The organism is Nocardioides bruguierae, assembly GCF_023554635.1.
Taxonomy (GTDB): domain Bacteria; phylum Actinomycetota; class Actinomycetes; order Propionibacteriales; family Nocardioidaceae; genus Nocardioides; species Nocardioides bruguierae.
This window is the reverse complement of the sequence record NZ_JAMJPH010000006.1, coordinates 1-20,835: the sequence shown is the minus strand read 5'-3', so window position 1 is coordinate 20,835 and position 20,835 is coordinate 1. Positions and strand designations below refer to the sequence as shown.

General features: G+C 73.6%; 21 protein-coding genes and 1 tRNA gene. 16 read left to right on the top strand and 6 right to left on the bottom strand.

Annotated features, from left to right (window positions below; translation table 11 throughout):
• Nucleotides 1-2,157 carry a glycogen debranching protein GlgX gene (gene glgX / locus M8316_RS04850; RefSeq protein ID WP_250052514.1) on the bottom strand — a complete coding sequence of 719 codons (2,157 nt, stop codon included), beginning with the start codon at nt 2,155-2,157 and terminating at the stop codon, nt 1-3.
• Nucleotides 2,158-2,384: 227 nt separating this feature from the next.
• Here glgX and M8316_RS04845 point away from each other — a divergent pair, with 227 nt between their 5' ends.
• The 5 genes from M8316_RS04845 to M8316_RS04825 all read left to right on the top strand — a co-directional run bounded on the left by M8316_RS04845 (nt 2,385) and on the right by M8316_RS04825 (nt 6,748).
• Nucleotides 2,385-3,164 carry an enoyl-CoA hydratase/isomerase family protein gene (locus M8316_RS04845; protein WP_250052513.1) on the top strand — a complete coding sequence of 260 codons (780 nt, stop codon included), beginning with the start codon at nt 2,385-2,387 and terminating at the stop codon, nt 3,162-3,164.
• Between the two features lie 38 nt (nt 3,165-3,202).
• On the top strand, nt 3,203-3,502 hold the full coding sequence (locus M8316_RS04840) for a hypothetical protein (RefSeq protein ID WP_250052511.1): 300 nt from the start codon (nt 3,203-3,205) through the stop codon (nt 3,500-3,502).
• Nucleotides 3,503-3,626: 124 nt separating this feature from the next.
• Nucleotides 3,627-4,415, top strand: coding sequence for an electron transfer flavoprotein subunit beta/FixA family protein (locus M8316_RS04835; RefSeq protein WP_250052509.1), 789 nt, complete (start codon nt 3,627-3,629; stop codon nt 4,413-4,415).
• A 22-nt stretch (nt 4,416-4,437) separates the two neighbouring features.
• A complete protein-coding gene (locus M8316_RS04830; protein WP_250052507.1) occupies nt 4,438-5,391 on the top strand; it encodes an electron transfer flavoprotein subunit alpha/FixB family protein in 954 nt (317 codons plus the stop codon).
• A 97-nt stretch (nt 5,392-5,488) separates the two neighbouring features.
• The gene (locus M8316_RS04825; RefSeq protein ID WP_250052506.1) at nt 5,489-6,748 is read left to right on the top strand and encodes a chloride channel protein; all 1,260 of its coding nucleotides are present in this window, start codon (nt 5,489-5,491) and stop codon (nt 6,746-6,748) included.
• A 6-nt stretch (nt 6,749-6,754) separates the two neighbouring features.
• Here M8316_RS04825 and M8316_RS04820 read toward each other — a convergent pair whose 3' ends face one another.
• Nucleotides 6,755-7,279 carry an SGNH/GDSL hydrolase family protein gene (locus M8316_RS04820; RefSeq protein WP_250052504.1) on the bottom strand — a complete coding sequence of 175 codons (525 nt, stop codon included), beginning with the start codon at nt 7,277-7,279 and terminating at the stop codon, nt 6,755-6,757.
• Between the two features lie 73 nt (nt 7,280-7,352).
• Here M8316_RS04820 and M8316_RS04815 point away from each other — a divergent pair, with 73 nt between their 5' ends.
• The 7 genes from M8316_RS04815 (at nt 7,353) to M8316_RS04785 (ending at nt 11,373) form a co-directional block, all read left to right on the top strand.
• Nucleotides 7,353-8,681 (top strand): glutamate-5-semialdehyde dehydrogenase, encoded by a 1,329-nt coding sequence (locus M8316_RS04815; RefSeq protein WP_308195959.1) that lies wholly within the window; start codon nt 7,353-7,355, stop codon nt 8,679-8,681.
• Nucleotides 8,682-8,709: 28 nt separating this feature from the next.
• A complete protein-coding gene (locus M8316_RS04810) occupies nt 8,710-8,856 on the top strand; it encodes a hypothetical protein (RefSeq protein WP_250052502.1) in 147 nt (48 codons plus the stop codon).
• Between the two features lie 31 nt (nt 8,857-8,887).
• Nucleotides 8,888-9,553: a nicotinate-nucleotide adenylyltransferase gene (gene nadD / locus M8316_RS04805; RefSeq protein WP_308195968.1), complete on the top strand. Its 666-nt coding sequence runs from the start codon at nt 8,888-8,890 to the stop codon at nt 9,551-9,553.
• Nucleotides 9,554-9,563: 10 nt separating this feature from the next.
• Nucleotides 9,564-9,950 (top strand): ribosome silencing factor, encoded by a 387-nt coding sequence (rsfS, locus tag M8316_RS04800; protein ID WP_250052498.1) that lies wholly within the window; start codon nt 9,564-9,566, stop codon nt 9,948-9,950.
• Nucleotides 9,951-9,954: 4 nt separating this feature from the next.
• Nucleotides 9,955-10,605 (top strand): histidine phosphatase family protein, encoded by a 651-nt coding sequence (locus M8316_RS04795; protein WP_250052495.1) that lies wholly within the window; start codon nt 9,955-9,957, stop codon nt 10,603-10,605.
• Between the two features lie 104 nt (nt 10,606-10,709).
• Nucleotides 10,710-10,782 (top strand) — tRNA-Ala (locus tag M8316_RS04790).
• Between the two features lie 219 nt (nt 10,783-11,001).
• Nucleotides 11,002-11,373, top strand: a complete 372-nt coding sequence (locus M8316_RS04785; RefSeq protein WP_250052493.1) for a hypothetical protein — start codon at nt 11,002-11,004, stop codon at nt 11,371-11,373.
• Between the two features lie 37 nt (nt 11,374-11,410).
• Here the strand turns inward: M8316_RS04785 and M8316_RS04780 are convergent, their stop codons facing one another.
• From M8316_RS04780 to M8316_RS04765, 4 genes are read right to left on the bottom strand one after another with little or no spacing between them, the layout of a single operon-like run.
• Nucleotides 11,411-11,734 (bottom strand): putative quinol monooxygenase, encoded by a 324-nt coding sequence (locus tag M8316_RS04780; protein WP_250052491.1) that lies wholly within the window; start codon nt 11,732-11,734, stop codon nt 11,411-11,413.
• A gap of 42 nt (nt 11,735-11,776) precedes the next feature.
• Nucleotides 11,777-12,814, bottom strand: a complete 1,038-nt coding sequence (locus tag M8316_RS04775; RefSeq protein WP_250052489.1) for an NAD(P)-dependent alcohol dehydrogenase — start codon at nt 12,812-12,814, stop codon at nt 11,777-11,779.
• On the bottom strand, nt 12,811-13,677 hold the full coding sequence (locus tag M8316_RS04770; RefSeq protein ID WP_250052488.1) for an iron-sulfur cluster assembly protein: 867 nt from the start codon (nt 13,675-13,677) through the stop codon (nt 12,811-12,813). The genes M8316_RS04775 and M8316_RS04770 overlap by 4 nt, the downstream gene beginning before the upstream one ends.
• Nucleotides 13,674-14,744 carry an amidohydrolase family protein gene (locus M8316_RS04765; RefSeq protein WP_272494735.1) on the bottom strand — a complete coding sequence of 357 codons (1,071 nt, stop codon included), beginning with the start codon at nt 14,742-14,744 and terminating at the stop codon, nt 13,674-13,676. The genes M8316_RS04770 and M8316_RS04765 overlap by 4 nt, the downstream gene beginning before the upstream one ends.
• Before the next feature lie 202 nt (nt 14,745-14,946).
• On the opposite strand from M8316_RS04765, the gene M8316_RS04760 reads away from it, so the two are divergent.
• The 4 genes from M8316_RS04760 to M8316_RS04745 all read left to right on the top strand — a co-directional run bounded on the left by M8316_RS04760 (nt 14,947) and on the right by M8316_RS04745 (nt 20,718).
• A complete protein-coding gene (locus M8316_RS04760; protein WP_250052487.1) occupies nt 14,947-16,425 on the top strand; it encodes an AAA-type ATPase lid domain-containing protein in 1,479 nt (492 codons plus the stop codon).
• On the top strand, nt 16,418-17,650 hold the full coding sequence (locus M8316_RS04755) for an MFS transporter (protein WP_250052486.1): 1,233 nt from the start codon (nt 16,418-16,420) through the stop codon (nt 17,648-17,650). The genes M8316_RS04760 and M8316_RS04755 overlap by 8 nt, the downstream gene beginning before the upstream one ends.
• Nucleotides 17,651-17,838: 188 nt before the next feature.
• Complete coding sequence (locus tag M8316_RS04750; RefSeq protein WP_250052485.1) at nt 17,839-19,965, top strand: PhoX family protein; 2,127 nt, start codon at nt 17,839-17,841, stop codon at nt 19,963-19,965.
• Nucleotides 19,966-20,199: 234 nt separating this feature from the next.
• Entirely contained in the window at nt 20,200-20,718 is a 519-nt protein-coding gene (locus M8316_RS04745; RefSeq protein WP_250052484.1) for a Dps family protein, read from the top strand.
• The last annotated feature ends 117 nt before the right edge of the window (nt 20,719-20,835 follow it).

Below are 20,835 nucleotides of genomic sequence, written 5' to 3'. Positions count from 1 at the left end.
TCACCGCAGCTCGCGCAGCACCACCATCGTGCGGCGCCCCAGGACGAGGTGCTCGCCGACGTTGAACACCTCACCGACCGGGTGCTCGGCGTCGGTGGAGAGCACCACCTCGGCCTTCTGCACCCAGTCGTTCTCGGGCAGCAGCACGCGCTGGCGGGCCCGGCCGGGGTTGAACCAGAGCACGAACGAGTCGTCCACCTGCTGCTCCCCGCGCGGGCCGGGGGAGCGCAGGGGGCCGCCGGAGAGGAACATCCCGAACGAGGAGATGCCCGGGTCGTGCCAGTCCTGCGGGGTCATCTCCCGCCCCGAGGGGTGCAGCCACGCCATGTCCTTGGGGCCGCCGACGATGGTGGGCCGCCCCTCGAACCAGTGCCGCTGGCGCAGGGCCGGGTGGTCCTTGCGCAGCCGCAGCGCCCGCTTGGTGGTCTCGTACACGTCCAGCCAGGCGTCGTCGGCGCGCCAGTCGATCCACGAGGTCTCGTTGTCCTGGCAGTAGGCGTTGTTGTTGCCGCGCTGCGTGCGGCCGCGCTCGTCGCCGGCGGTGATCATCGGGACGCCGTTGGCCAGGCAGAGCGTCGCCATCAGGTTGGCGGCCTGCCTGCGCCGCAGCGCCAGCAGCGCCGGGTCGTCGGTCTCGCCCTCGACGCCGTGGTTCCAGGAGCGGTTGTTGTCGGTGCCGTCCCGGTTCTCCTCGCCGTTGGCCAGGTTGTGCTTGCCGTTGTAGGTGACCAGGTCGCGCAGCGTGAACCCGTCGTGGGCGGTGACGAAGTTGATCGAGTTGTACGCCGTCCGGCCGTCGTCGGAGTAGAGGTCGGAGGAGCCCGCCAGGCGGGTGGCGATCGAGTGCACGCCCCAGGTCTGGTTGCGCCAGAAGTCGCGGACGATGTCGCGGAACTGGTCGTTCCACTCGGTCCACGGGGCCGGCATGCCGCCCACGAGGTAGCCGTCCATGGAGGCGTCCCAGGGCTCGGCGATGAGCTTGACGTGGCGCAGCACCGGGTCCTGGCCGATGGCGACGAGGAGGTCGGAGCCCATGTCCACGTCGTAGCCGGAGCGGGTCAGCGCCGACATCAGGTCGAAGCGGAAGCCGTCCACGTGCATCTCGGTGACCCAGTAGCGCAGGGAGTCCAGGATCAGCCGCAGCACGTTGGGGTTCTCGGAGTTCACCGTGTTGCCGCACCCGGTGACGTCCCAGTAGGTGTCGGTCGGCACGTCCTCGCTGCGCACGCGGCGGTAGTAGCCCAGGTCGTCGAGCCCGCGGAAGCTGAGCGTCGGGCCGAGCGGGCCGGCCTCGGCGGTGTGGTTGTAGACCACGTCGAGGATGACCTCGAGCCCGGCGCGGTGCAGGTCCTTGACCATCCGCTTGAACTCGGCGACCTGGTCGCCGCCGTCCCCGGTGGAGGAGTAGGCGCCGTGCGGGGCGAAGTAGCCCAGGGAGTTGTAGCCCCAGTAGTTGGTGCTGCCCCGGGCGGTCAGCCCCGGCTCGGAGACGAACTGGTGCACCGGCAGCAGCTCCACGGCCGTCACGCCCAGGTCGCGCAGGTAGTCGGTGACCGCCGGGTGCCCCAGGCCGGCGTAGGTGCCGCGCAGGTGCTCGGGCACGCGGTCGTGCAGCGCCGTCATGCCCTTGACGTGGCACTCGTAGATGACGGTGTCGCGCCAGCGGTAGTGCGCCGGGCTGTCGCCCTCCCAGTCGAAGGAGGTGTCGACCACGACGCTGCGCGGCACGACGGGGGCCGAGTCCAGCTCCGAGCGGCGCTCGGGCTCGCCGAAGACGTAGCCGAAGGCCGCCTCGGTCGGGTCGACCGTGCCGCTGACGGCCTTGGCGTACGGGTCGACCAGCAGCTTGTTCACGTTGAACCGCAGGCCGCGCTCGGGGTCCCAGGGGCCGTCGGCGCGGAAGCCGTAGCGGGTGCCGGGGGCGACGTCGGGCAGCGCGCCGTGCCAGATGCCCAGCGACTGCTCGGTGAGCTCGTGCCGCGTCTCCACCTCGCCGCCGACGCCGTCGGGGGCGAAGAGGCACACCCACACCGTGGTGGCGGCCGGGGCGCTGACCGCGAAGTTGGTCGACTCCGGGCTCCAGGTGGCTCCCAGGGGCCAGTTGCGGCCGGGCCAGACCTTGGCGGTCTGTCCGAGGTGCTTCCAGGTGACGGGCATGGGGTCGATCCTCCCACCACAGCCACGCAGCGCGGTGGGTGCGGGGAGCGTGACGCGTCTGACAGAGTGCCCGGTACCGACCGGGGTCGGGCTGCGACATCGTGGCCCGACGCGGGAACCGGGCAGTCACCAGCAGGAACCAGGCAGGAACCAGGCCGTCGGGCCTCCGGCACCGAACCACCAGCACGTCGCGCGGGCCCCCGCCGCGCCCCCACGAAGGAGAGCCGATGGCAGAGTTCGTCCACCTCGAGGTCGACGAGGGCGTCGCCACGATCAGGCTGGACCGGCCGAAGATGAACGCGATCAGCCTGGCCGTGCAGGCCGAGCTGCGCGCGGCGGCCGAGGAGTGCACCGACCGCGAGGACGTCGCCGCTGTCGTCATCACCGGCGGCGAGAAGGTCTTCGCCGCCGGCAACGACGTCAAGGAGATGGCGTCGATGTCGTACGCGGAGATGGTCAGCGTCATCGGCCCGCTCCAGCAGGCGGTCACGGCCGTCGCGGAGATCCCCAAGCCCGTCGTCGCCGCCGTCAACGGCTACGCGCTCGGTGGCGGCTGCGAGCTCGCCCTGGCCGCCGACGTCCGCTTCGCCGCCTCGGACGCGGTGCTCGGCCAGCCCGAGGTGCTGCTCGGCATCATCCCGGGCGCCGGCGGCACGCAGCGCCTGGCGCGCCTGGTGGGGCCCTCCCGGGCCAAGGACCTGATCTTCACCGGCCGCTTCGTGCGCGCGGACGAGGCGCTCACGCTCGGCCTCGTGGACCGGGTGGTGCCCCCCGAGGACGTCTACACCCAGGCCTGGGAGTGGGCCTCGCAGTTCTCCGGCGCCGCGTCGCTGGCCCTGCGCGCCGCCAAGCAGGCGGTGGACGGCGGCCTGGCCACCGACCTGACCACCGGGCTGGCCCTCGAGCGGGCGGCCTTCGCGGGCTGCTTCGCCACCGCGGACCGGGAGACCGGGATGCGCTCCTTCGTCGAGGACGGGCCGGGCAAGGCCCGGTTCGAGGGGCGGTGACGGGCATGGCCGGCAAGACTGCTGCAGGCGTGCGTCGCGTGCGCACGCTCCTGGCCCAGCTGGTGTGGACGGCCGCCGTCGTGGTGGCCGCCGTGCTCGCCGTGGGCGCGCTGCTCGTCGCGATCGGTGCCAACACCGAGAACGACCTGGTCAGGTTCGTCCTGGACCTCGCCGACGGCGTCGACCTCGGCGTCTTCAGCCGGGAGAACGGAATCCGCCAGTTCGGCGGCGACAACGCCGAGGTGAAGAACGCCCTGTTCAACTGGGGCCTGGGCGCCGTGGCCTACCTCGTCGTCGGCCGCGTCGTCGCGCGGCTCGTCAGCCCCGGCAAGGCCTGAGCCTTGTGACCCAGCCCACCCGCCGGGTGTGGGCACGTATGTGACCGGCGGGTAACATCGCCACCAGTCGAGACCACAGGAGGGACCCCTCGGGGTCGGACACCGCATGAACATTGTCGTTTGCGTGAAGTACGTGCCGGACGCCACCGCGAACCGGCAGTTCGAGGCTGACAACACGGTCGACCGCGTCGGCGTGGACGGTCTGCTCTCGGAGCTGGACGAGTACGCCGTCGAGCAGGCGCTCCAGCTCAAGGAGAAGGCCGAGGACCCGACGTCGGTCACCGTGACCGCGCTGTGCGTGGGTCCGGAGCAGGCCACCGACGCCGTCCGCAAGGCCCTGCAGATGGGTGCCGACGCCGGCGTCCTGGTCACCGACGAGGCCGTCGCGGGCTCGGACGCCCCCGCGACCTCGCTGGTGCTGGCCAAGGCCGTCGAGAAGCTCGCCGAGGAGAACGGTCAGGCGGACGTGGTCATGTGCGGCATGGCGTCGACCGACGGCGGCATGTCCGTGGTGCCGGCGATGCTCGCCGAGCGCCTCGGCCTGCCGCAGGTCACCTTCGCCTCCCGCGTGGAGGCCCAGGGCGACCAGGTCCGCATCAAGCGCGACTCCGACACCGCCACCGAGATCGTCGGCGGGCGGATGCCGCTGCTGCTGAGCGTCACCGACCAGACCGGCGAGGCCCGCTACCCCTCCTTCAAGGGGATCATGGCGGCCAAGAAGAAGCCCATGTCCACGTGGTCGCTCTCCGACATCGGCGTGGACGCCGGCTCCGTCGGCGCGTCCGTGGCCTGGACCGTGGTCGCCGAGACGACCGAGCGGCCGCCGCGCACCGCGGGCGAGATCGTCACCGACGAGGACGGGTCGGGCGCCGTGGCGCTGGCCGGCTTCCTCGCCGACAAGAAGTTCATCTGAGCAGGGCTGGAAGGAGACAGACATGAGTGAGGTCCTGGTCGTCGTCGACCACGTCGACGGCGCGATCCGCAAGCCCACCCTGGAGCTGCTGACCCTGGCCCGCCGGATGGGCTCGGCCTCGGCCGTGTTCATCGGCCCGGCCGACGCGGCCGCCGGCGCCGCCGAGAAGCTCGCCGCCCACGGTGCCGAGAAGGTCTACACCGTCGACGACGCGCCCCTGCGCGGCTACCTGGTCGTGCCGAAGGTCGAGGTGCTCCAGCACCTCGTCGAGAAGACGTCGCCTGCCGCGGTGCTGCTGGTCTCCGGCTCGGAGGGCAAGGAGATCGCCGCTCGGCTCTCCATCCGCACCGGTTCCGGCCTGATCACCGACGCCGTCGACCTCGACGCCGACGGCACCACCACCCAGTCGGTCTTCGCCGGCTCCTTCACCGTCAAGGCGAAGGTCACCACCGGCACCCCGATCATCACGGTGAAGCCGAACTCGGCCCCCGTCGAGGAGACCGCGGGCGCCGGCACCGTCGAGCCCGTCAGCGTGGCGATCAGCGAGGGCGCCAAGGCCGCCATGGTCGTGGCCTCCCAGCCGCGCAAGGCCTCGGGCCGCCCCGAGCTGACGGAGGCCGCCATCGTGGTCTCGGGCGGCCGCGGCACCGGCGGCGACTTCGCCCCGGTGGAGGCGCTGGCCGACTCCCTCGGTGCGGCCGTGGGCGCCTCGCGCGCCGCGGTCGACTCCGGCTGGATGCCGCACAGCTTCCAGGTCGGTCAGACCGGCAAGACCGTCTCGCCGCAGCTCTACGTGGCCAACGGCATCTCGGGCGCGATCCAGCACCGGGCCGGCATGCAGACCTCGAAGACCATCGTCGCGGTCAACAAGGACCCCGAGGCCCCGATCTTCGAGCTGGTCGACTTCGGTGTCGTCGGCGACCTGCACACCGTGCTGCCGAAGGTGACCGAGGAGGTCACGACCCGCAAGGGCTGAGTCGGGCCGCGGCCCACGGGCCGCGACCCGCGTGCACGCAGGAGGGAGGGCGGCCGATCGGCCGCCCTCCCTCTCGTGCGTGCCCTAGGTTGAGCCCATGGCGCTCGCGCGGACGACCTGGCTGGCCCTCGTGCTCGGCGCGGTCGTCGGAGCGCTCTCGGCGGGCTACCTCGTCCTCGTGCGGCTGCTCACCCGGTTGGTCTGGGACGGCACCGAGCCGCGGCTGCCCGGCGAGGGGGCCTGGCAGGTGGTCCTCGTCTGCGTCGCGGGCGGCGTGGTGGTCGGCCTGCTCCGCGGCCGGCACGACCGGGATGCCCCGCACGACCTCGAGGACTTCCTGGCGGTGCTCGACGGCCTGACCGAGCCCGGTGCCGAGCGCGCGCCGCTCCCGAAGGCCACCTGGCTGCTGCGGGCCGGGGCGCTGGGCGTGGTCTCGCTGGCGGCCGGCGCCTCGCTCGGCCCGGAGGCCCCGCTGCTGCTGATGGCCTCGGGCCTGGGCCAGCGCGCGGCCCGCATCCTGCGCGTCACCCGCCACGAGGCCGCCTACCTGTCCTCGGTGGGCGCCGTCAGCGGACTCTTCGGCGGGCCGCTGGGCGCCGTCGTCCTGCCCGTCGAGGGCAGCCGCCGCCCGGCCGAGAGCCACCGGCTGATCGGGGCCGGCGTGGTCGCCGCGATCAGCGGCCTGGTCACCCTCCTGGTGCTCCTGCCCGGCGAGGGGCTGCACCGCTACGCGCTGCCGGACCCCGGGACGCTCGACGGACGCCGGCTGCTCGAGGCGCTGCTGTGGACGGTGCCGGCCGCCGCCCTCGCGGCACTCGCGGGCCTGGCGCTGCTGCTGCTCATGGCACCGGCCCGCGGCCTGGCCGAGCGGGCGCTGCCGCACCCGGTGCCGCGCGCGGCGGCCGGGGGAGCGGTGCTCGGCCTGCTCGGGGTGCTCCAGCCGCTCGCGCTGTTCTCCGGCGAGCACTCCGGGCAGGAGCTGATCGACGCCGCCACGAGCGCGGGCGTCCTGGCGCTGCTCGGCGTCGCCGTGGCGAAGCTGCTCGCCACGCTGGCCTGCCTGTCGACCGGCTGGTTCGGTGGGCAGATCTTCCCCGTCGTCCTCTCGGGGATGGCGGTGGGCCTCGCCGTCGCCGTGCTCGCCCCCGACGTGCCCGTGGGGGCGCTGGCCGCCGCCGGTGGCGCCGCCGCCTGCGTGGTGCTGCTGCGCCGCCCGCTCGCGGTGGTGGCGCTCCTGCTGTTCTTCTTCCCGCTCAGCGCGATGCCCGGCCTGGCCGCCGGCGCCGCCGTGGGGATGCTGGTGCTCTCCCTGCTGGGCGACCGGGTGCCGCAGCCGGCGCACGCCGGCGGGCACTAGCCCGGCTCAGGAGACCGCGGCCGCCAGCTCGGGCACGAGCACGTCGTAGGCCGCCTCGCTCAGGTGCAGGCCGTCCTCGTCGAAGGCGGCCTCGCCCAGGGTCTCGAGCAGGTCGCGGGTCTCCACCACCCAGCCGCGGCGGGCCCGGAAGACCTGCTCGGCGGTCTGGGCGTACCAGGACAGCGCGGCGTTGGTGCGGCCCTGCACGCCGGGACGGCCGGGCACGACGCCCGGCGGCATCACGTAGACCCAGCGCCGGGCGCGGACGAGGTCGACGACCGCGGTCAGGTGGGTGCGGAACGTCTCCCGCGGGGTGGCGGCCGCCGGGGCCGCGTCGTTGGTGCCGATCGAGAGCACCACCACGTCCTCCGGCGTCACGGCGTGCGCGCGGACCTGCGCGGCGAGGTCCGCCGCCAGGGCGCCGCCCACCGCTCCGTCGACCACCTCGACCCCGGGGGCCTGCGCACCGATCTCGGCGGCGCGCACCCCCAGACGGGCCAGGTGGCTGTCTCCCAGCAGCACGATCCTCATGACCGCGAACCTAGCCGCGTCCGCGGGCCGACGCCCGATCGGGAGAGGTGTCTCACGCGCCTACCCTGGACCGGTGAGCACCCGCACCGCCGGCACCACGTCCGCCTCGACGCCCACCTCGACGGCCACGTCCTCCGGGGTCACCCCGGCCCCGACCAGCGAGGACGACGTCCGCGCCCTGGCGCGACGGGCCCGCACGGCGTCCCACGAGCTGGCGCTGGCGACCCGTGCCACCAAGGACGCCGCGCTGGAGACGATGGCCGCGGCCCTGCTGGCCGCCGAGGCCGAGGTGCTGGCGGCCAACGCCGAGGACTGCGCCCGAGCCGAGGCCGGGGGCACCCCGCCGAACGTCGTGGACCGGCTCCGGCTCACCCCCGACCGGCTCGCGGCCATGGCCCAGGGCCTGCGGGACGTGGCGGGCCTGCCCGACCCGGTGGGCGAGGTGGTCCGCGGCTCCACGCTGGCCAACGGCCTGGAGCTGCGGCAGCTGCGGGTGCCCTTCGGCGTCGTGGGGATGATCTACGAGGCCCGGCCCAACGTGACCGTCGACGCCGCCGGCATCTGCCTGAAGTCCGGCAACGCGGTGCTGCTGCGCGGCTCCTCCAGCGCCGCGGGCAGCAACGCCGCCCTGGTCGCGGTGCTGCGCGAGGCCGCGGTCCGTGCGGGGCTGCCGGCGGACGTGGTGCAGCTGGTGCCGGCCGACTCCCGCGACACCGTCACCCACCTGATGCGGGCCCGCGGCGACGTCGACGTGCTCATCCCGCGCGGCGGGGCCGGCCTGATCCAGGCGGTGGTGCAGGGCTCGACGGTGCCCGTGATCGAGACCGGCGTCGGCAACTGCCACGTGTACGTCGACGCGGCCGCCGACCTCGACATGGCCCTCGCGATCGTCCTCAACTCCAAGACCCCGCGCACCAGCGTCTGCAACAGCGCGGAGTCCCTGCTCGTGCACCAGGCCGTGGCCGAGGAGTTCCTGCCCCGCGTGGCCGCGGCCCTGCGCGAGCAGGACGTGACGATCCACGGCGACGCGGCGTTCGCGGCGCTGGAGGGCGTGCTGCCCGCCACCGACGAGGACTGGGGCACCGAGTACCTGGCGCTGGAGATCAGCGCCGCCGTCGTCCCGGACCTGGACGCGGCGGTGGCCCACGTGCGGCGGTGGTCGTCCGGGCACACCGAGGCGATCGTGACCGGCGACCTCGCCGCCGCCCGCCGGTTCACGGCGATGGTCGACTCCGCCGCGGTGATGGTGAACGCGTCGACGCGGTTCACCGACGGCGGTGAGCTGGGCTTCGGCGCGGAGATCGGCATCAGCACCCAGAAGCTGCACGCGCGCGGTCCGATGGGGCTCACGGAGATGACGTCGACGAAGTTCGTGGTCACCGGGGACGGCCACGTGCGCTGAGCGGCGTCCGCCCGGCTAGGATGTGCGCATGCTGCAGCTGATCGCCATGGCCGCCGAGGCCGAGCACGAGGTCAACCACGCCCTGTCCTGGGGTATCGGTGCCATCACGCTCGGCATCCTCCTGGGCCTGATGTTCATCCTCCTCGCCTTCGCCGGTGGCCGCGAGCACAGCTGATCCCGTCGTGGCAGGCTCCGCGCCCGAGCCGGTGACGGGGCCCGAGCCGACCGCTCCACGTGCGCCCGGTCGACGCCGGGTGGGCATCATGGGCGGCACGTTCGACCCGATCCACCACGGGCACCTCGTCGCGGCCTCGGAGGTCCAGTCCTGGTACGACCTGGACGAGGTCCTCTTCGTGCCCACCGGCGACCCGTGGCAGAAGTCCGGCCGCGGCGTCACCGAGGCCGAGCACCGCTACCTCATGACGGTCATCGCCACCGCGGCGAACCCCCGGTTCAACGTGAGCCGGGTCGACGTCGACCGCGACGGCCCGACCTACACCATCGACACGCTGCGCGACCTGCGTGACCGGCTGCCCGACACGGACCTGTACTTCATCACGGGTCTCGACGCGCTGGCCGAGATCTTCACGTGGCGCGACGCCGGCGAGCTCTTCGAGCTCGCCCAGTTCGTCGGGTGCACCCGCCCCGGGTACACCATGGACGAGCAGACGCTCGCCGCCATCCCGGCGGACCGGGTGACGATCGTGGAGATTCCCGCCCTGGCGATCTCCTCCACGGACTGCCGCCGACGCAAGCAGCGCGGCGAGCCGGTCTGGTACCTCGTCCCCGACGGCGTCGTCCAGTACATCGCCAAGCACGACCTCTACCCGGCCACCGGCGAGCCGCCGCGCGGCCACCTCCGAGGAGACTGACGCACACCCCATGACCGCCACCGACCACGCCCGCGACCTCGTCGTCGCCGCTGCCCGTGCGGGCAGCGACAAGCTCGGCACCAACATCATCGCCTTCGACGTCTCCGAACAGCTGGCGATCACCGACGCCTTCGTCCTCGTCTCGGCCGCCAACGACCGCCAGGTCAAGGCGATCGTGGACGAGGTGGAGGACAAGCTCCGCGAGATCGGCGCGAAGCCGATCCGCCGCGAGGGCGAGAAGGACGGCCGCTGGGTCCTCATCGACTACGGCGACGTGGTCGTGCACGTGCAGCACGAGGAGGAACGGCAGTTCTACGCCCTCGAGCGGCTGTGGCGCGACTGCCCGCTGATCGCGCTGCCCGCGGACGTCACCACCGGCGACGACGCGCGGGGCTGACCGCGTGGCCGACGTCGTCGAGACCACGGGCGGCCGCCGCCTGGTGCTGCTGCGCCACGGCCGCACGCCCTACAACCACGCCCGCGTCGTGCAGGGCCACATCGACTCCTCCCTCGACGACGTCGGGCTGCGCCAGGCGGCCGCGGCCGCCCCGGTCGTGGCGGGGCTGGAGCCGGAGCACGTGTGGTGCTCCGACCTCACCCGCGCACGACAGACCGCCGAGCCGCTGCTCGCGGCCACCGGCCTGGACGCCACCTACGACGCCCGCCTGCGCGAGTTCCACCTGGGCGAGCGCGAGGGACTCTCGCACCCGGAGTACCAGGAGGCGGCGCCGAGCGAGTACGCGACCTTCGTGACGGGTGACTTCGACGTCGTGGCCGGCGGGGAGCGCACCGCGGCCGTGGGGGAGCGGATGGTCGAGGCCCTGCGCGAGCTGCTCGACCACACCTCGCCCGGGCGCACCTCGGTGGCCGTCTCGCACGGCGCAGCGATCCGGGTGGCCACCGTCGCGATGCTCGGCTGGTCGCTGGACGCCTCCCGCAGCATGCGTGGCCTGGACAACTGCGGCTGGGTCGAGCTGGTCGAGCACGGCGACACCACGGCCGGCTTCCGGTTGGGCGCCTACAACCGCGTCGTCCCTGGTCAGCACGCCTGAGACGGGTCGGCTGCGACCCCGATTTCGCCTCCCGGGCGCCGTTGGTCTAGTGTTTCACCTGTCGCCGCGAGGGGCCGCAAGGCCGCCGGACGGAGTGACAGCCTGGGGCTGTGGCGCAGCTGGTAGCGCATCTGCATGGCATGCAGAGGGTCAGGGGTTCGAGTCCCCTCAGCTCCACCCAGGTCGGAAGCGGCTCCCGCACAGCGGGGGCCGCTTCCGTCGTTTTCGCCGGGGTGCGCGGGCGGCCTACCCCGCCACCGTGCAGGTCATGCCGATCCTCCCGCGGTCGGTGCCGCTGCGGTGCCTCGGCCGGCGGCCCGTCACCTGTCGGGCCCTCGTCTCGTTGCTCCACCGACCCCGCCCCCGACCGGGCGGCCCGGACCTGGTGGAGGACCCATGGGACACGACGACGCCCCCGGTGGGCACGAGACGCTGCGCGAGCTGCACACGGTCGTGCCCGCGAGCCTGTTCTGGGACCTGGGCCGTGAGCTCGCTGCCGGGCCCGCGGGTGAGGCAGCGGGTGAGGCTGTGCCCGAGGTCGTGGCCGAGGAGGGCGCGGCCCGCGAGCAGCACCTCCTGGACTGGGTGTACGGCGCCACGGACGTCCCGCCCAGCACGTGGGCACCCGAGGACGAGGCGCCGTCCTCCGACCCCTACGAGCCGCCGACCCCGCGCGGGCTCGGGTGGCTCTCGCCCGACCAGCTGCCCGGGCTCGCCGCGCGGTTCCTCGACGACGGCGATCCGGACGACGACGCCCCCGGCCGGTAGGTCCGGCCGGGGGCGACAGGGGTGCGCCGGGCAGGGGTCAGTCGACCGCCATCTCGCCGAGGGCGGACCAGTCCGTGCCGGGCACGGTGGTGCTGACGATGCGCGGCGTGGCCTGCAGGTAGCCGGGCAGGGTCGCGGTGGCGGTGCGGAAGTGCTCCGAGCCCACGTGGGCGGCCCCGGCCTCGTCGTCGGCGAACGCCTCGGTGAGGAAGTACTCGTGCGGGTCGTCGAGGGCGCGTGCCCAGTCGAACCAGAGGCAGCCGGGCTCGGCGCGGGTGGCCTCGGTGAACTCCCGCGAGATCGTGGGCCAGTCCTCGGCGTGCTCGGGCTTCACGAGGAATCGTGCGGTGATGAAGATCAACTCTGCGTCCTTCGTTCAGTGGCGTGGGGCGGGGGCGGGTGCTCAGGGGACGAGGATCGCCCGGCCGCGCACGCGCCCGCCGTCCAGGTCGTCCAGGGCGGTCTGGAAGTCGTCGAGCGCGTACGTCTGGGTGTGCAGCGTGACGGCGCCGCGCGCGGCGAGCGCCATCAGGTCGCACAGGTCGTTGTACGTCCCGACGAGGTTGCCGATCACGTTCTTCTCGGCCGAGATGAGGTCGATGGTCGGCACGTCCACGTTCTCGCCGTACCCGACCACGTGGTAATCACCCGCCTGGCGGGTCATGGCCAGGCCCTCCGACGTCGAGCCGTTCTCGCCGACGAAGTCGACGACGACCTCCGCACCGGCGCCGCCGGTCAGGTCGAGCACCTCCTCCACCTGCTTGCCCTCGGCCACGACGGCCTCGTCGGCGCCGATCGAGAGCGCGAGCTTCACGGCGTCGGCGTTGCGGTCGACCACGACGAGGCGGGCCGGCGAGAGCGCCTTGAGCGCCTGGATGCCGATGTGCCCGAGGCCGCCGGCGCCGATGACGACGCAGGTGTCGCGCGGGGTCAGCCGACGGGCCGCCTTCGCGGCCGCGTGGTAGGCGGTGAGACCCGCGTCGGCCAGGGCCGCGACGGCCGCGGGCTCGAGCGAGGCGTCCAGCTTCACGACGCTGCGGGCGGAGGTGCGCAGGTACTCGGCGTAGCCGCCGTGGGTGTCGATCCCGGGGAACAGGCTGGTCTCGCAGTGCACGTCGTCGCCCGAGCGGCAGGCGCGGCACAGCCCGCAGGTGGCCAGGGGGTGCAGGATGACGGGGTCGCCCTCGGCGACGTGGGTGACGGCTGAGCCGACGGCGGCCACCCAGCCCGCGTTCTCGTGCCCGATCGTGTAGGGCAGCGTGACGCCCGACTTCTCCTGCCACTGCCCCTCGAGGATGTGCAGGTCGGTGCGGCACACGCCGGCGCCACCGATCTTCACCACCACGTCCCACGGGTTCTCGGGGACGGGGACGGGAAGCTCCGTCATCTCCAGCGGCTGGTGGTAGCCGACCACCTGGACGGCGCGCATGGTCTCGGTCATCGCTGGGTCTCCTTCTGTGCGGTGGTGGGGATGGCGGCGTGGTACGTGGTGTCGGCCGGCTCGGACCCGTCCGCGCGGCGGGTCTGGTCGGCATCGGAGCCGGGGTAGCGGGTGCGCAGCAGCCCGCGGCAGAAGTGCGCGTTGCCGTCCACCGAGACCCGCGTGGAGCGGGCCCGGCGCAGCGCCATCGGCACCTGCTCGCGCGGGTGGGGGACGCCGGCGGCGTCGACGAGCACCGGGGCCCCGTCGTCCGTGCGCAGGCCAAGGGCCTCGCGCCGGCGCAGGAGGGCGTCGCGGTGCTCGCCGGCGGCGAGGTCGCCCAGCACCACGTCGGCCAGGGCCTCCTCGGTCAGCGTGTCGTCGGCGCGCAGGAGGTCGGTCAGGCAGCGCTCCATCGCCGCCGTGTGCGCCTTGCGCCGGAAGGTGGCGCGCAGCTCCTCGAGGCTGGAGGCCTCCTCGGCGGCGTAGGTGCCGGCCCACCCGGAGCCGCTGGCCAGGCCGGCGTTGATCACGGCGGAGTCGTGGTGGTCGTCCAGCTCGACGACGACGCGGCCGGTCCACTCGAGCGCGGTGAGCACGTCCTGGGCGTCGCCGGCCATGAGGTAGGCGAAGCTCGGGGAGCAGAAGGACGTGGGCAGCCGCAGGTGCACCTCGACGTCCGTGCTGCCGTGGGTGCCGGGCGCGACGGCGAGGCTGCGCACGAACCCGAGGTCGGTGACCGGCTCGTCCAGCTCCGGGTCGAGCACCACGTCGAGCGCGTCGTAGGCCTCGCGCGCCAGACCGGTGTGGCGGGTGCGCGGGTCGACGTCGAGCAGCCGGTCCTCGAGCGGGGGCGCCAGGGGGTCGGGCAGGAACGTGGTCATCGGCCGGCCCCCACGAGGGAGTCGCGGTCCCCGGCGGCGGGCTCGCGCGGGCCGGTGGCGGTCTCGCCGGAGTCGGCGAGGTCCTCGGGCAGGCGCAGGTGCTCGGGCACCTCGAGGCCGTACATGGACGCGGCGTTGAGGCCGAGGATCTTCTTCTTCTGCGCGAGCGTGAGCGGGGCGTACTCCGTCATGTCTTCGGGGATCTGGAAGTCGACGAACCGCTCGACCAGCCACCGCGGCGTCCAGATCGAGTAGTCGGAGGAGAACTGGATGCGGTCCTCGCCGATCCAGTAGAGGAGCTCGCCGATGATCTGCGTGAAGTACCGCGGCCGGGAGTGGATGAACGGCATCGCCACGGCCAGGCCGCCGTGGACGTTGGGCTCCTGGGTGGCGATCCAGCAGAAGTCCTCCAGGCGCGGGAGCCCCACGTGCTCGACGATGAAGTTGAGGTCGGTGAAGTCCGAGGCGCACGAGTCGATGTCGGCGACGTCGAAGGCGTCGCGGTCCAGCGGCCGGATGGTGGGGCCCTTGTGGATGTGGATGTTCTTGATCCCGACCTCGCGGCAGACCTCGAGGTAGCGGTAGGTCCACGGGTCGCGCATCGACCAGCCGCGGGAGTCGCCGTGCCACTCGGCGGTGTAGAGCTTCACGCCCTGGAGGCCGAAGCGCTCGGCGTCGGCGCGCAGCTGGTCGAGGCCGGCCTCGCCGTTGCGGGGGTCGAAGTTGTGGTTGTAGGTCAGCTTGTCGGGGTGCGCCTGGGAGAGCGCGAACGCCTCCTCGGTCTGCCCGAAGCCGGTCTTGTAGAACTCGCCGAGGTAGGCGGGCTGGAAGATCGCGTGGTCGACGTAGCCGTCGGTGAACAGGTCCTTCATCAGCCGCTCGCCACCGGCGTAGAGGAACTCCTCGTGCCCCCAGAGCTCGGACTCGGGGGAGAGGTTGCGGTGGTAGTCGTAGAAGCAGTCGATGAACTGCTCGCCGTGCACGTTGCGCTGGTTCTCGCGTCGGGCGTCCCACAGCGCCACGTGGGCGTCCACGATGAAGTAGCTCTCGCCGTCCTTGGTGTACATGCCTCTCCTCTCCGCGCCGGCTCCGTGTCGCGGGCCGGCGGGTCGGTGGTGGCGTGACCGCTGTCACGTCGTGGTGGCGACGCTAGAAGCGGGGAGCGACGGCATTCAGGGGTGACGCGTCTCACTTTGAGACCGGCCGGCGTCTCAGAATGAGACGCCCGCGGCGCGCGGGCTGTCGGGGGCGCTCTGTAACGTGGCTCACATGGACGACGGGGTGCCGCAGCGCGCGAGGCTGCACGCCGACCTGGCCGGCGCCGCGGCCCGGCCGGCGCCGCGGCTCGTCGCCTCCTGGCAGCGCAGCGAGTCCTACGGCGTCCCGCTGGAGGACGTGCCACCGGTCTTCACCGGCGCCTCCGACGCGGAGTCGCTGTTCACCGAGTGCGGACGCCGGGTGCTGGCCGACCTGGCCCACACGCTCGCCGACCAGCCTGTGAGCCTCATGCTCACCGACGCCGCCGGCCTCGTGCTCGACCGGGTCTCCGGCGACCACGGCCTGCTGCGGGCCCTGGACAAGGTGCACCTCGCGCCCGGCTTCACCTACGCCGAGCAGGACGTCGGCACCAACGGCCTCGGCCTCGCGCTGGCCGACCGGGTGCCCACCGTCGTCCGGGCCGAGGAGCACTACGCCCTGACCCTGTGCACCTACACCTGTGCGGCCGTGCCCGTGCTCGACCCGCTCACCGGTCGGCTCGAGGGCAGCGTCAACCTCACGACCTGGGCGTCCTCTCCGGCTGACCTGCTGCTCGCCCTGGCCCGCTCGGCGGCCTCCACGACCTCGGCGATGATGCTGGCGCGTGGCGCCGGGCAGCGGCCCCGCCCCACGCCGCGCGGCGAGGTCTTCCGGGTCGAGGCTCCCCGCGTCGTCGACCCCGGCGCGCCGGACCTCGGCGAGGCGTGGTCGCGGGCGCTGACGACCGCGACCGACGCCCTGCGCGGCGGGGACGTCGTGGCGGTCGTGGGGGAGCAGGGCACCGGACGCGGCACGCTGGTCGCGCAGGCGGCCCGGGCCGTCTCCCCGCGCACCCGGGTGCTCGCCGCGAGCGCGCCGGACCCCGCCGACGCCCAGCAGTGGCTCGACCTGTGGACCCCGGAGCTGGGCAAGCCCGACACGGCCGTGGTCGTGCGCGACGTCGACCGGCTGCCCACGTGGGTGGCGGAGCGGCTCCGGGACCTCGTGGTCCGAGCCCGCGTCGCCGGCGGTGCCCCGTCGGTGCCGGTCGGGCTCACCGCGGCCCGCCTCGAGGACGTGCCCGCGCCGCTCGCCGGCCTCGTCGGGTCCGTGGCCCCGCTGCCCCCGCTGCGCGAGCGCCCCGACGACGTGCTGCCGCTCGTACGGCGAGTGGCGGCCTCCGCCCGGGGCCGTCCCGTCGAGGTCACCGGCGCCGCCGAGCGGGCGCTGCGCGAGCACGCCTGGCCCGGCAACGTCACCGAGCTGGTGACCGCCGTGCGTGCCGCGGTGGGGCGGGCGGACGTCGTCGACGTCGCGGCGCTGCCCGCCGAGGTGCTCTCCGGCTCCGGGCACCGGCTGACCCGGATCGAGGCGTTCGAGCGCGACGAGATCGTGCGCGTGCTCTCGCGGCCGGGCGTGACGATGCGGGAGGCGGGCGAGGAGCTCGGCATGTCGCGGGCCACCGTGTACCGCAAGGTCGCTCAGTACGGTATCCACGTGCCTCGTGCCTGATCTCTCCCTGCGCGCGGCCCGGCCCGCCCACCGGCCGACCGTCGTCGTCGCGCTGCTCGCGCTGGGGACGCTGCTGACGATGTCGGCGTGGTTCTCCGCGACGGCGGTCGTGCCGCGCCTGCGCACGGACTGGGACCTGGGTGCCGGCGGCGTCGCGTCGCTGACGATCGCGGTGCAGGTCGGGTTCGTCCTCGGCGCCCTGGGCACGGCGGTGACCGGGCTGGCCGACGCGGTCGCGCCGCGCCGCCTCGTCCTGGTCGGGTCGTGGACGGCGGCGGCGTGCACGGCCGGTCTCCTGCTGTGCGACGGGCTGGCCGCGGCCCTGCCGCTGCGGGCCGCGACGGGCGCGGCGCTCGCCCTGGTCTACCCGCCCGCGGTGCGGGAGGTGGCCGCGTGGGTGACGCGCGGACGCGGCCTCGCGCTGGGCGTGATGATCGGTGCGCTCACCCTCGGCTCGGCGCTGCCCCACCTGGTGCAGGGCGTCGACCTCGGCGCCGGGTGGCGGCCCGTGGTCGCCGCCACGGCCGTGCTCACGGCCCTGGGGGGCCTGGTCGTGCTGGCGGTGCGGGGCACCGCGCCCGGGCTGGTGCTCGCGGGGGAGCGGCGGCCGGTGAGCCTGCGCGCCGGGCTTGCCTCGCTGCGGCACCGCCGGGTGCTGCTGGCCGACCTCGGCTACGTCGGCCACATGTGGGAGCTGTACGCGATGTGGGCCGGCGTCGCCTCGCTGCTGGCCTCGCTGCCCGGCCTCGCGGGCGGGGACGGTGCCGACCGGACCGTCGCCCTCCTCGCCTTCGGCTGCATCGGCGTCGGTGCGCTCGGCTGCCTCGTCGGCGGCGTGCTGAGCGACCGCTGGGGCCGTGAGCGGGCCGCCGGGCTGGCACTGGTCTGCTCGGGGGCCACGGCGCTGCTGCTCGCGGTGGGGCACGCCCGGTGGCCGCTCGGCGTCGTCGTGGCGCTGTGCGCGGTGTGGGGCTTCTGGGTCATCGCGGACTCGGCCCAGTTCAGCGCCCTGGTCACCGAGGCGGCCCCGCCGGAGGGCATGGGGGCCGCGCTGGCGGTGCAGCTGGCGCTGGGCTACTCCACGACGGTGCTGACCCTGTGGCTGGTGCCCACGGTCGTGGCCGCGTCCGGGTGGGGCGTGGCGCTGGTCCTGCTCGCGCTCGGGCCGGCCGCGGGTGCGGTGGCCATGGCACGTCTGCACGGGCTGCGGTCGCCGGCGGCCTGACGGACCACCCCCGGACGGTCTGGACCACCGAACGTTCACCTGGCCGCCGTCCGCCCTCCACGCACAGGTCCCTCGCCGCACCACCCGGGCTCCCTAGGTTCCCCGACGACCACCCGGCCACCGCGCCGCCCGGCCCTCCCGGGCAGGCGGCGTCGGCTTGCCCCCCACTCCTCGAGGAGCCTCCCCGCATGACCACCACGCCCCAGCGCCCCGTCGAGCAGCCGGTCGCCGGCGCCCGCCGCCTGCTGTCGATCACGCCGACCGGTACCACCCGGCACGGCTCGCGTGACCTCATGACCTGCAAGTTCAAGTGCGGCAACGCCTGCGACCACCCGGTGCCGAACCGGTCCGGCAACGCGCACATCGGCGCGGAGGTCACCAAGGTGATCGCCCGCCGCTCCCTGCTGCAGGCCTCGGGCGTCGGCGCCGGTGCCCTAGTGCTGGGTGGTCTCTCGGCCGCCGCGACCGGTGGCGCCGCCGCGGCCGCCCCCGCCGTCGGGCAGCGGGTGACGACCAGCCTGGCGACCACCGCGTTCACCTCGGTCAAGCCCAACCGTCGCGACGCCGTGGTCACCGCCAAGGGCTTCGACTGCGACGTGCTGATCAGCTGGGGCGACAAGGTCGAGGCCGGCGCTCCCGCCTTCGACGCCTACGCGCAGACCCCCGAGGCCGCGCGTCAGCAGTTCGGCTACAACAACGACTACGTGGGCGTCCTGCCGATCCCCGGCAGGAAGAAGCGGGCGCTGCTCGTGACCAACCACGAGTACACCGACGACGACCTGATGTACCCCACGGGGGTCTACACCGACCTCGAGACCAAGGCGATCTCGATGAGCTCGATCGGGCTGTCGGTCGTCGAGATCCGCCAGGGCCTCGTGCCCGGCTCCTGGCTGCGGGCCACCGCGCTGGGCCGGGCGAGGTACAACCGCCGCGTCCACATCGGCACCGAGTTCAAGGTCGACGGGCCCGCCGCCGGCTCCGACCTGCTCGTCACCGAGGCCGACCCGACCGGCTCCCGCGTCCTGGGCACCCTCAACAACTGCTCGGGCGGGACCACCCCGTGGGGCACGGTGCTCTCGGGCGAGGAGAACTTCAACCAGTACTTCGACGCCACCACCGGCCTCCCGGAGCAGTACGCCACCCAGTACGCCCGCTACGGCATCTCCGGCTCGGGCACCGGCTGGTACGAGGTCGAGGACCGCTTCGACCTCTCCGCCCACCCGCACGAGGCGCACCGCTTCGGCTGGGTCGTCGAGCTCGACCCGTTCATGCCCGGCTCGCGCCCCGTCAAGCACACGATGCTCGGCCGGCTCAAGCACGAGGGCGCCAACGTCTCCCTCTCCGACGACGGCCACGCGGTGGCCTACATGGGCGACGACGAGCGTGGCGACTACCTCTACAAGTTCGTCTCCCGCGACACCTACCGCCCCGGCAGCAGCCGCAGGGCCCACCGGCACAACAAGACCCTGCTCTCGGCCGGCACCCTCTACGTCGCGCGTCTGACCGGCGACGGCACCGAGGACGGCCGCTACGACGGCACCGGTGAGTGGATCCCGCTGGCCGACGAGACGCAGTCCTTCGTCGACGGCTTCACGCTGGAGGAGGTCCTGGTCTTCACCCGCCTGGCCGCCGACGCCGTGAGCCCGACCGCCATGGACCGCCCCGAGGACGTCGAGCCCAACCCGGTCAACGGTCGGGTCTACGCCGCGCTGACCAACAACTCCCAGCGCGGCAGCTCCTTCGAGCCGGACGAGGCCAACCCGCTCACGACCTCGATGGTCCGCTCCGCCCCGGGGCAGCCGCTGACCGAGGCGAGCGGCAACCGCAACGGCTACGTGCTGGAGATCGTCCCCGGCGGCGGGAACCGTACGGGCCTGATGAAGGGCGACCACGGCGACACCTCCTTCACCTGGAACCTCATGCTGGTCTGCGGCGACCCGGACGCCGAGGAGACCTACTTCGCGGGCTACGACAAGTCGCTGGTCAGCCCCATCAGCTGCCCCGACAACGTGGCCTTCGACTCGGTGGGCAACCTCTGGGTCTCCACCGACGGCAACGCGCTGGGCTCGAACGACGGCATCTTCCGGGTGCCGGTGGCCGGCGCCGAGCGCGGTCACGTGCAGCAGTTCGTCACGATGCCCTACGGCGCGGAGGCCTGCGGCCCGCTCGTCGCGGACGACGACCAGTCGCTGTTCTTCGCCGTCCAGCACCCCGGCGAGATCTCCGGTTCGACGTTCGAGGCGCAGGCCTCCACGTGGCCGCACACCGACGACTTCCCGCGTCCCTCGGTCTGCGTCGCGTTCCGTCGCCAGTGACCCGCTGACCGCCGTCCCTGGGCGCCCGGCACGCCCCCACGACCCCCTCGGCCTCACCCGAGGGGGTCGTGTCGTCCCGGGCCCCGGCGGGCAAGGGAGGAGCATCGGTGGCACGGCCGGACCGGACCCACAGGGGCCGATCAGGGCAGCCTCACCTTTCTGGAATCGATCCAGAAAGTGTGGTGAAGTGTCACCACGCGCACCGCACAAGCAGCAGAACCGAAGGAGCACCTCATGACTCAGGACACCCAGACCCCCACCCGCTCGGCCCGCGTGTTCACCGGCTCGGAGACCCTCGGCACGAACATGAACCAGCTGCTGGTCGACCTCACCGACCTGCACATCCAGGGCAAGCAGGCGCACTGGAACGTGGTCGGCAAGAACTTCCGCGACCTGCACCTGCAGCTCGACGAGCTCGTCGACGCGGCCCGCGAGTTCTCCGACGACGTGGCCGAGCGCATGCGCGCCCTCTACCTGGTGCCCGACGCCCGCGCCGTCACGATCGCCAACACCTCCACCCTGCCGCCGTTCCCGGCCGAGGAGGTCTCCACCACCGAGACGGTCGACCTGATCACCTCCTCGGTCTACGCCGTGACCTCGACCGGTCGTCGCATCCACGACGCCACCGACGCCGAGGACCCGACGACGGCCGACCTCATCCACGGCATCCTCGAGCGCCTCGAGCAGCTCGCCTGGATGATCGACGCCGAGAACCGCGTGCCGGGTGAGGGCGTGCGCTCGATCCACGCCTGAGCGCCCCCAGCCCGAGCAGGCTCCTCGACGGCCGGCCGACCCCACCCGGGGCGGCCGGCCGCCCGCGGCCGGGCGGGCTGGGCAGGTCGGCCGGGGGTGGGATGCCCCCCTGGCCCA

Excerpts from the sequence above, each read along its gene's own strand:
- M8316_RS04845 (WP_250052513.1), top strand. The coding sequence starts at position 2,385 with ATGGCAGAGTTCGTCCACCTCGAGGTCGACGAGGGCGTCGCCACGATC.
- M8316_RS04830 (WP_250052507.1), top strand. The coding sequence starts at position 4,438 with ATGAGTGAGGTCCTGGTCGTCGTCGACCACGTCGACGGCGCGATCCGC.
- glgX (WP_250052514.1), bottom strand. The coding sequence starts at position 2,157 with ATGCCCGTCACCTGGAAGCACCTCGGACAGACCGCCAAGGTCTGGCCC.
- M8316_RS04760 (WP_250052487.1), top strand. The coding sequence starts at position 14,947 with ATGGACGACGGGGTGCCGCAGCGCGCGAGGCTGCACGCCGACCTGGCC.
- M8316_RS04775 (WP_250052489.1), bottom strand. The coding sequence starts at position 12,814 with ATGACCGAGACCATGCGCGCCGTCCAGGTGGTCGGCTACCACCAGCCG.
- M8316_RS04770 (WP_250052488.1), bottom strand. The coding sequence starts at position 13,677 with ATGACCACGTTCCTGCCCGACCCCCTGGCGCCCCCGCTCGAGGACCGG.
- rsfS (WP_250052498.1), top strand. The coding sequence starts at position 9,564 with ATGACCGCCACCGACCACGCCCGCGACCTCGTCGTCGCCGCTGCCCGT.
- M8316_RS04825 (WP_250052506.1), top strand. The coding sequence starts at position 5,489 with ATGGCGCTCGCGCGGACGACCTGGCTGGCCCTCGTGCTCGGCGCGGTC.
- M8316_RS04810 (WP_250052502.1), top strand. The coding sequence starts at position 8,710 with ATGCTGCAGCTGATCGCCATGGCCGCCGAGGCCGAGCACGAGGTCAAC.
- M8316_RS04745 (WP_250052484.1), top strand. The coding sequence starts at position 20,200 with ATGACTCAGGACACCCAGACCCCCACCCGCTCGGCCCGCGTGTTCACC.
- M8316_RS04785 (WP_250052493.1), top strand. The coding sequence starts at position 11,002 with ATGGGACACGACGACGCCCCCGGTGGGCACGAGACGCTGCGCGAGCTG.
- M8316_RS04820 (WP_250052504.1), bottom strand. The coding sequence starts at position 7,279 with ATGAGGATCGTGCTGCTGGGAGACAGCCACCTGGCCCGTCTGGGGGTG.
- M8316_RS04750 (WP_250052485.1), top strand. The coding sequence starts at position 17,839 with ATGACCACCACGCCCCAGCGCCCCGTCGAGCAGCCGGTCGCCGGCGCC.
- M8316_RS04765 (WP_272494735.1), bottom strand. The coding sequence starts at position 14,744 with ATGTACACCAAGGACGGCGAGAGCTACTTCATCGTGGACGCCCACGTG.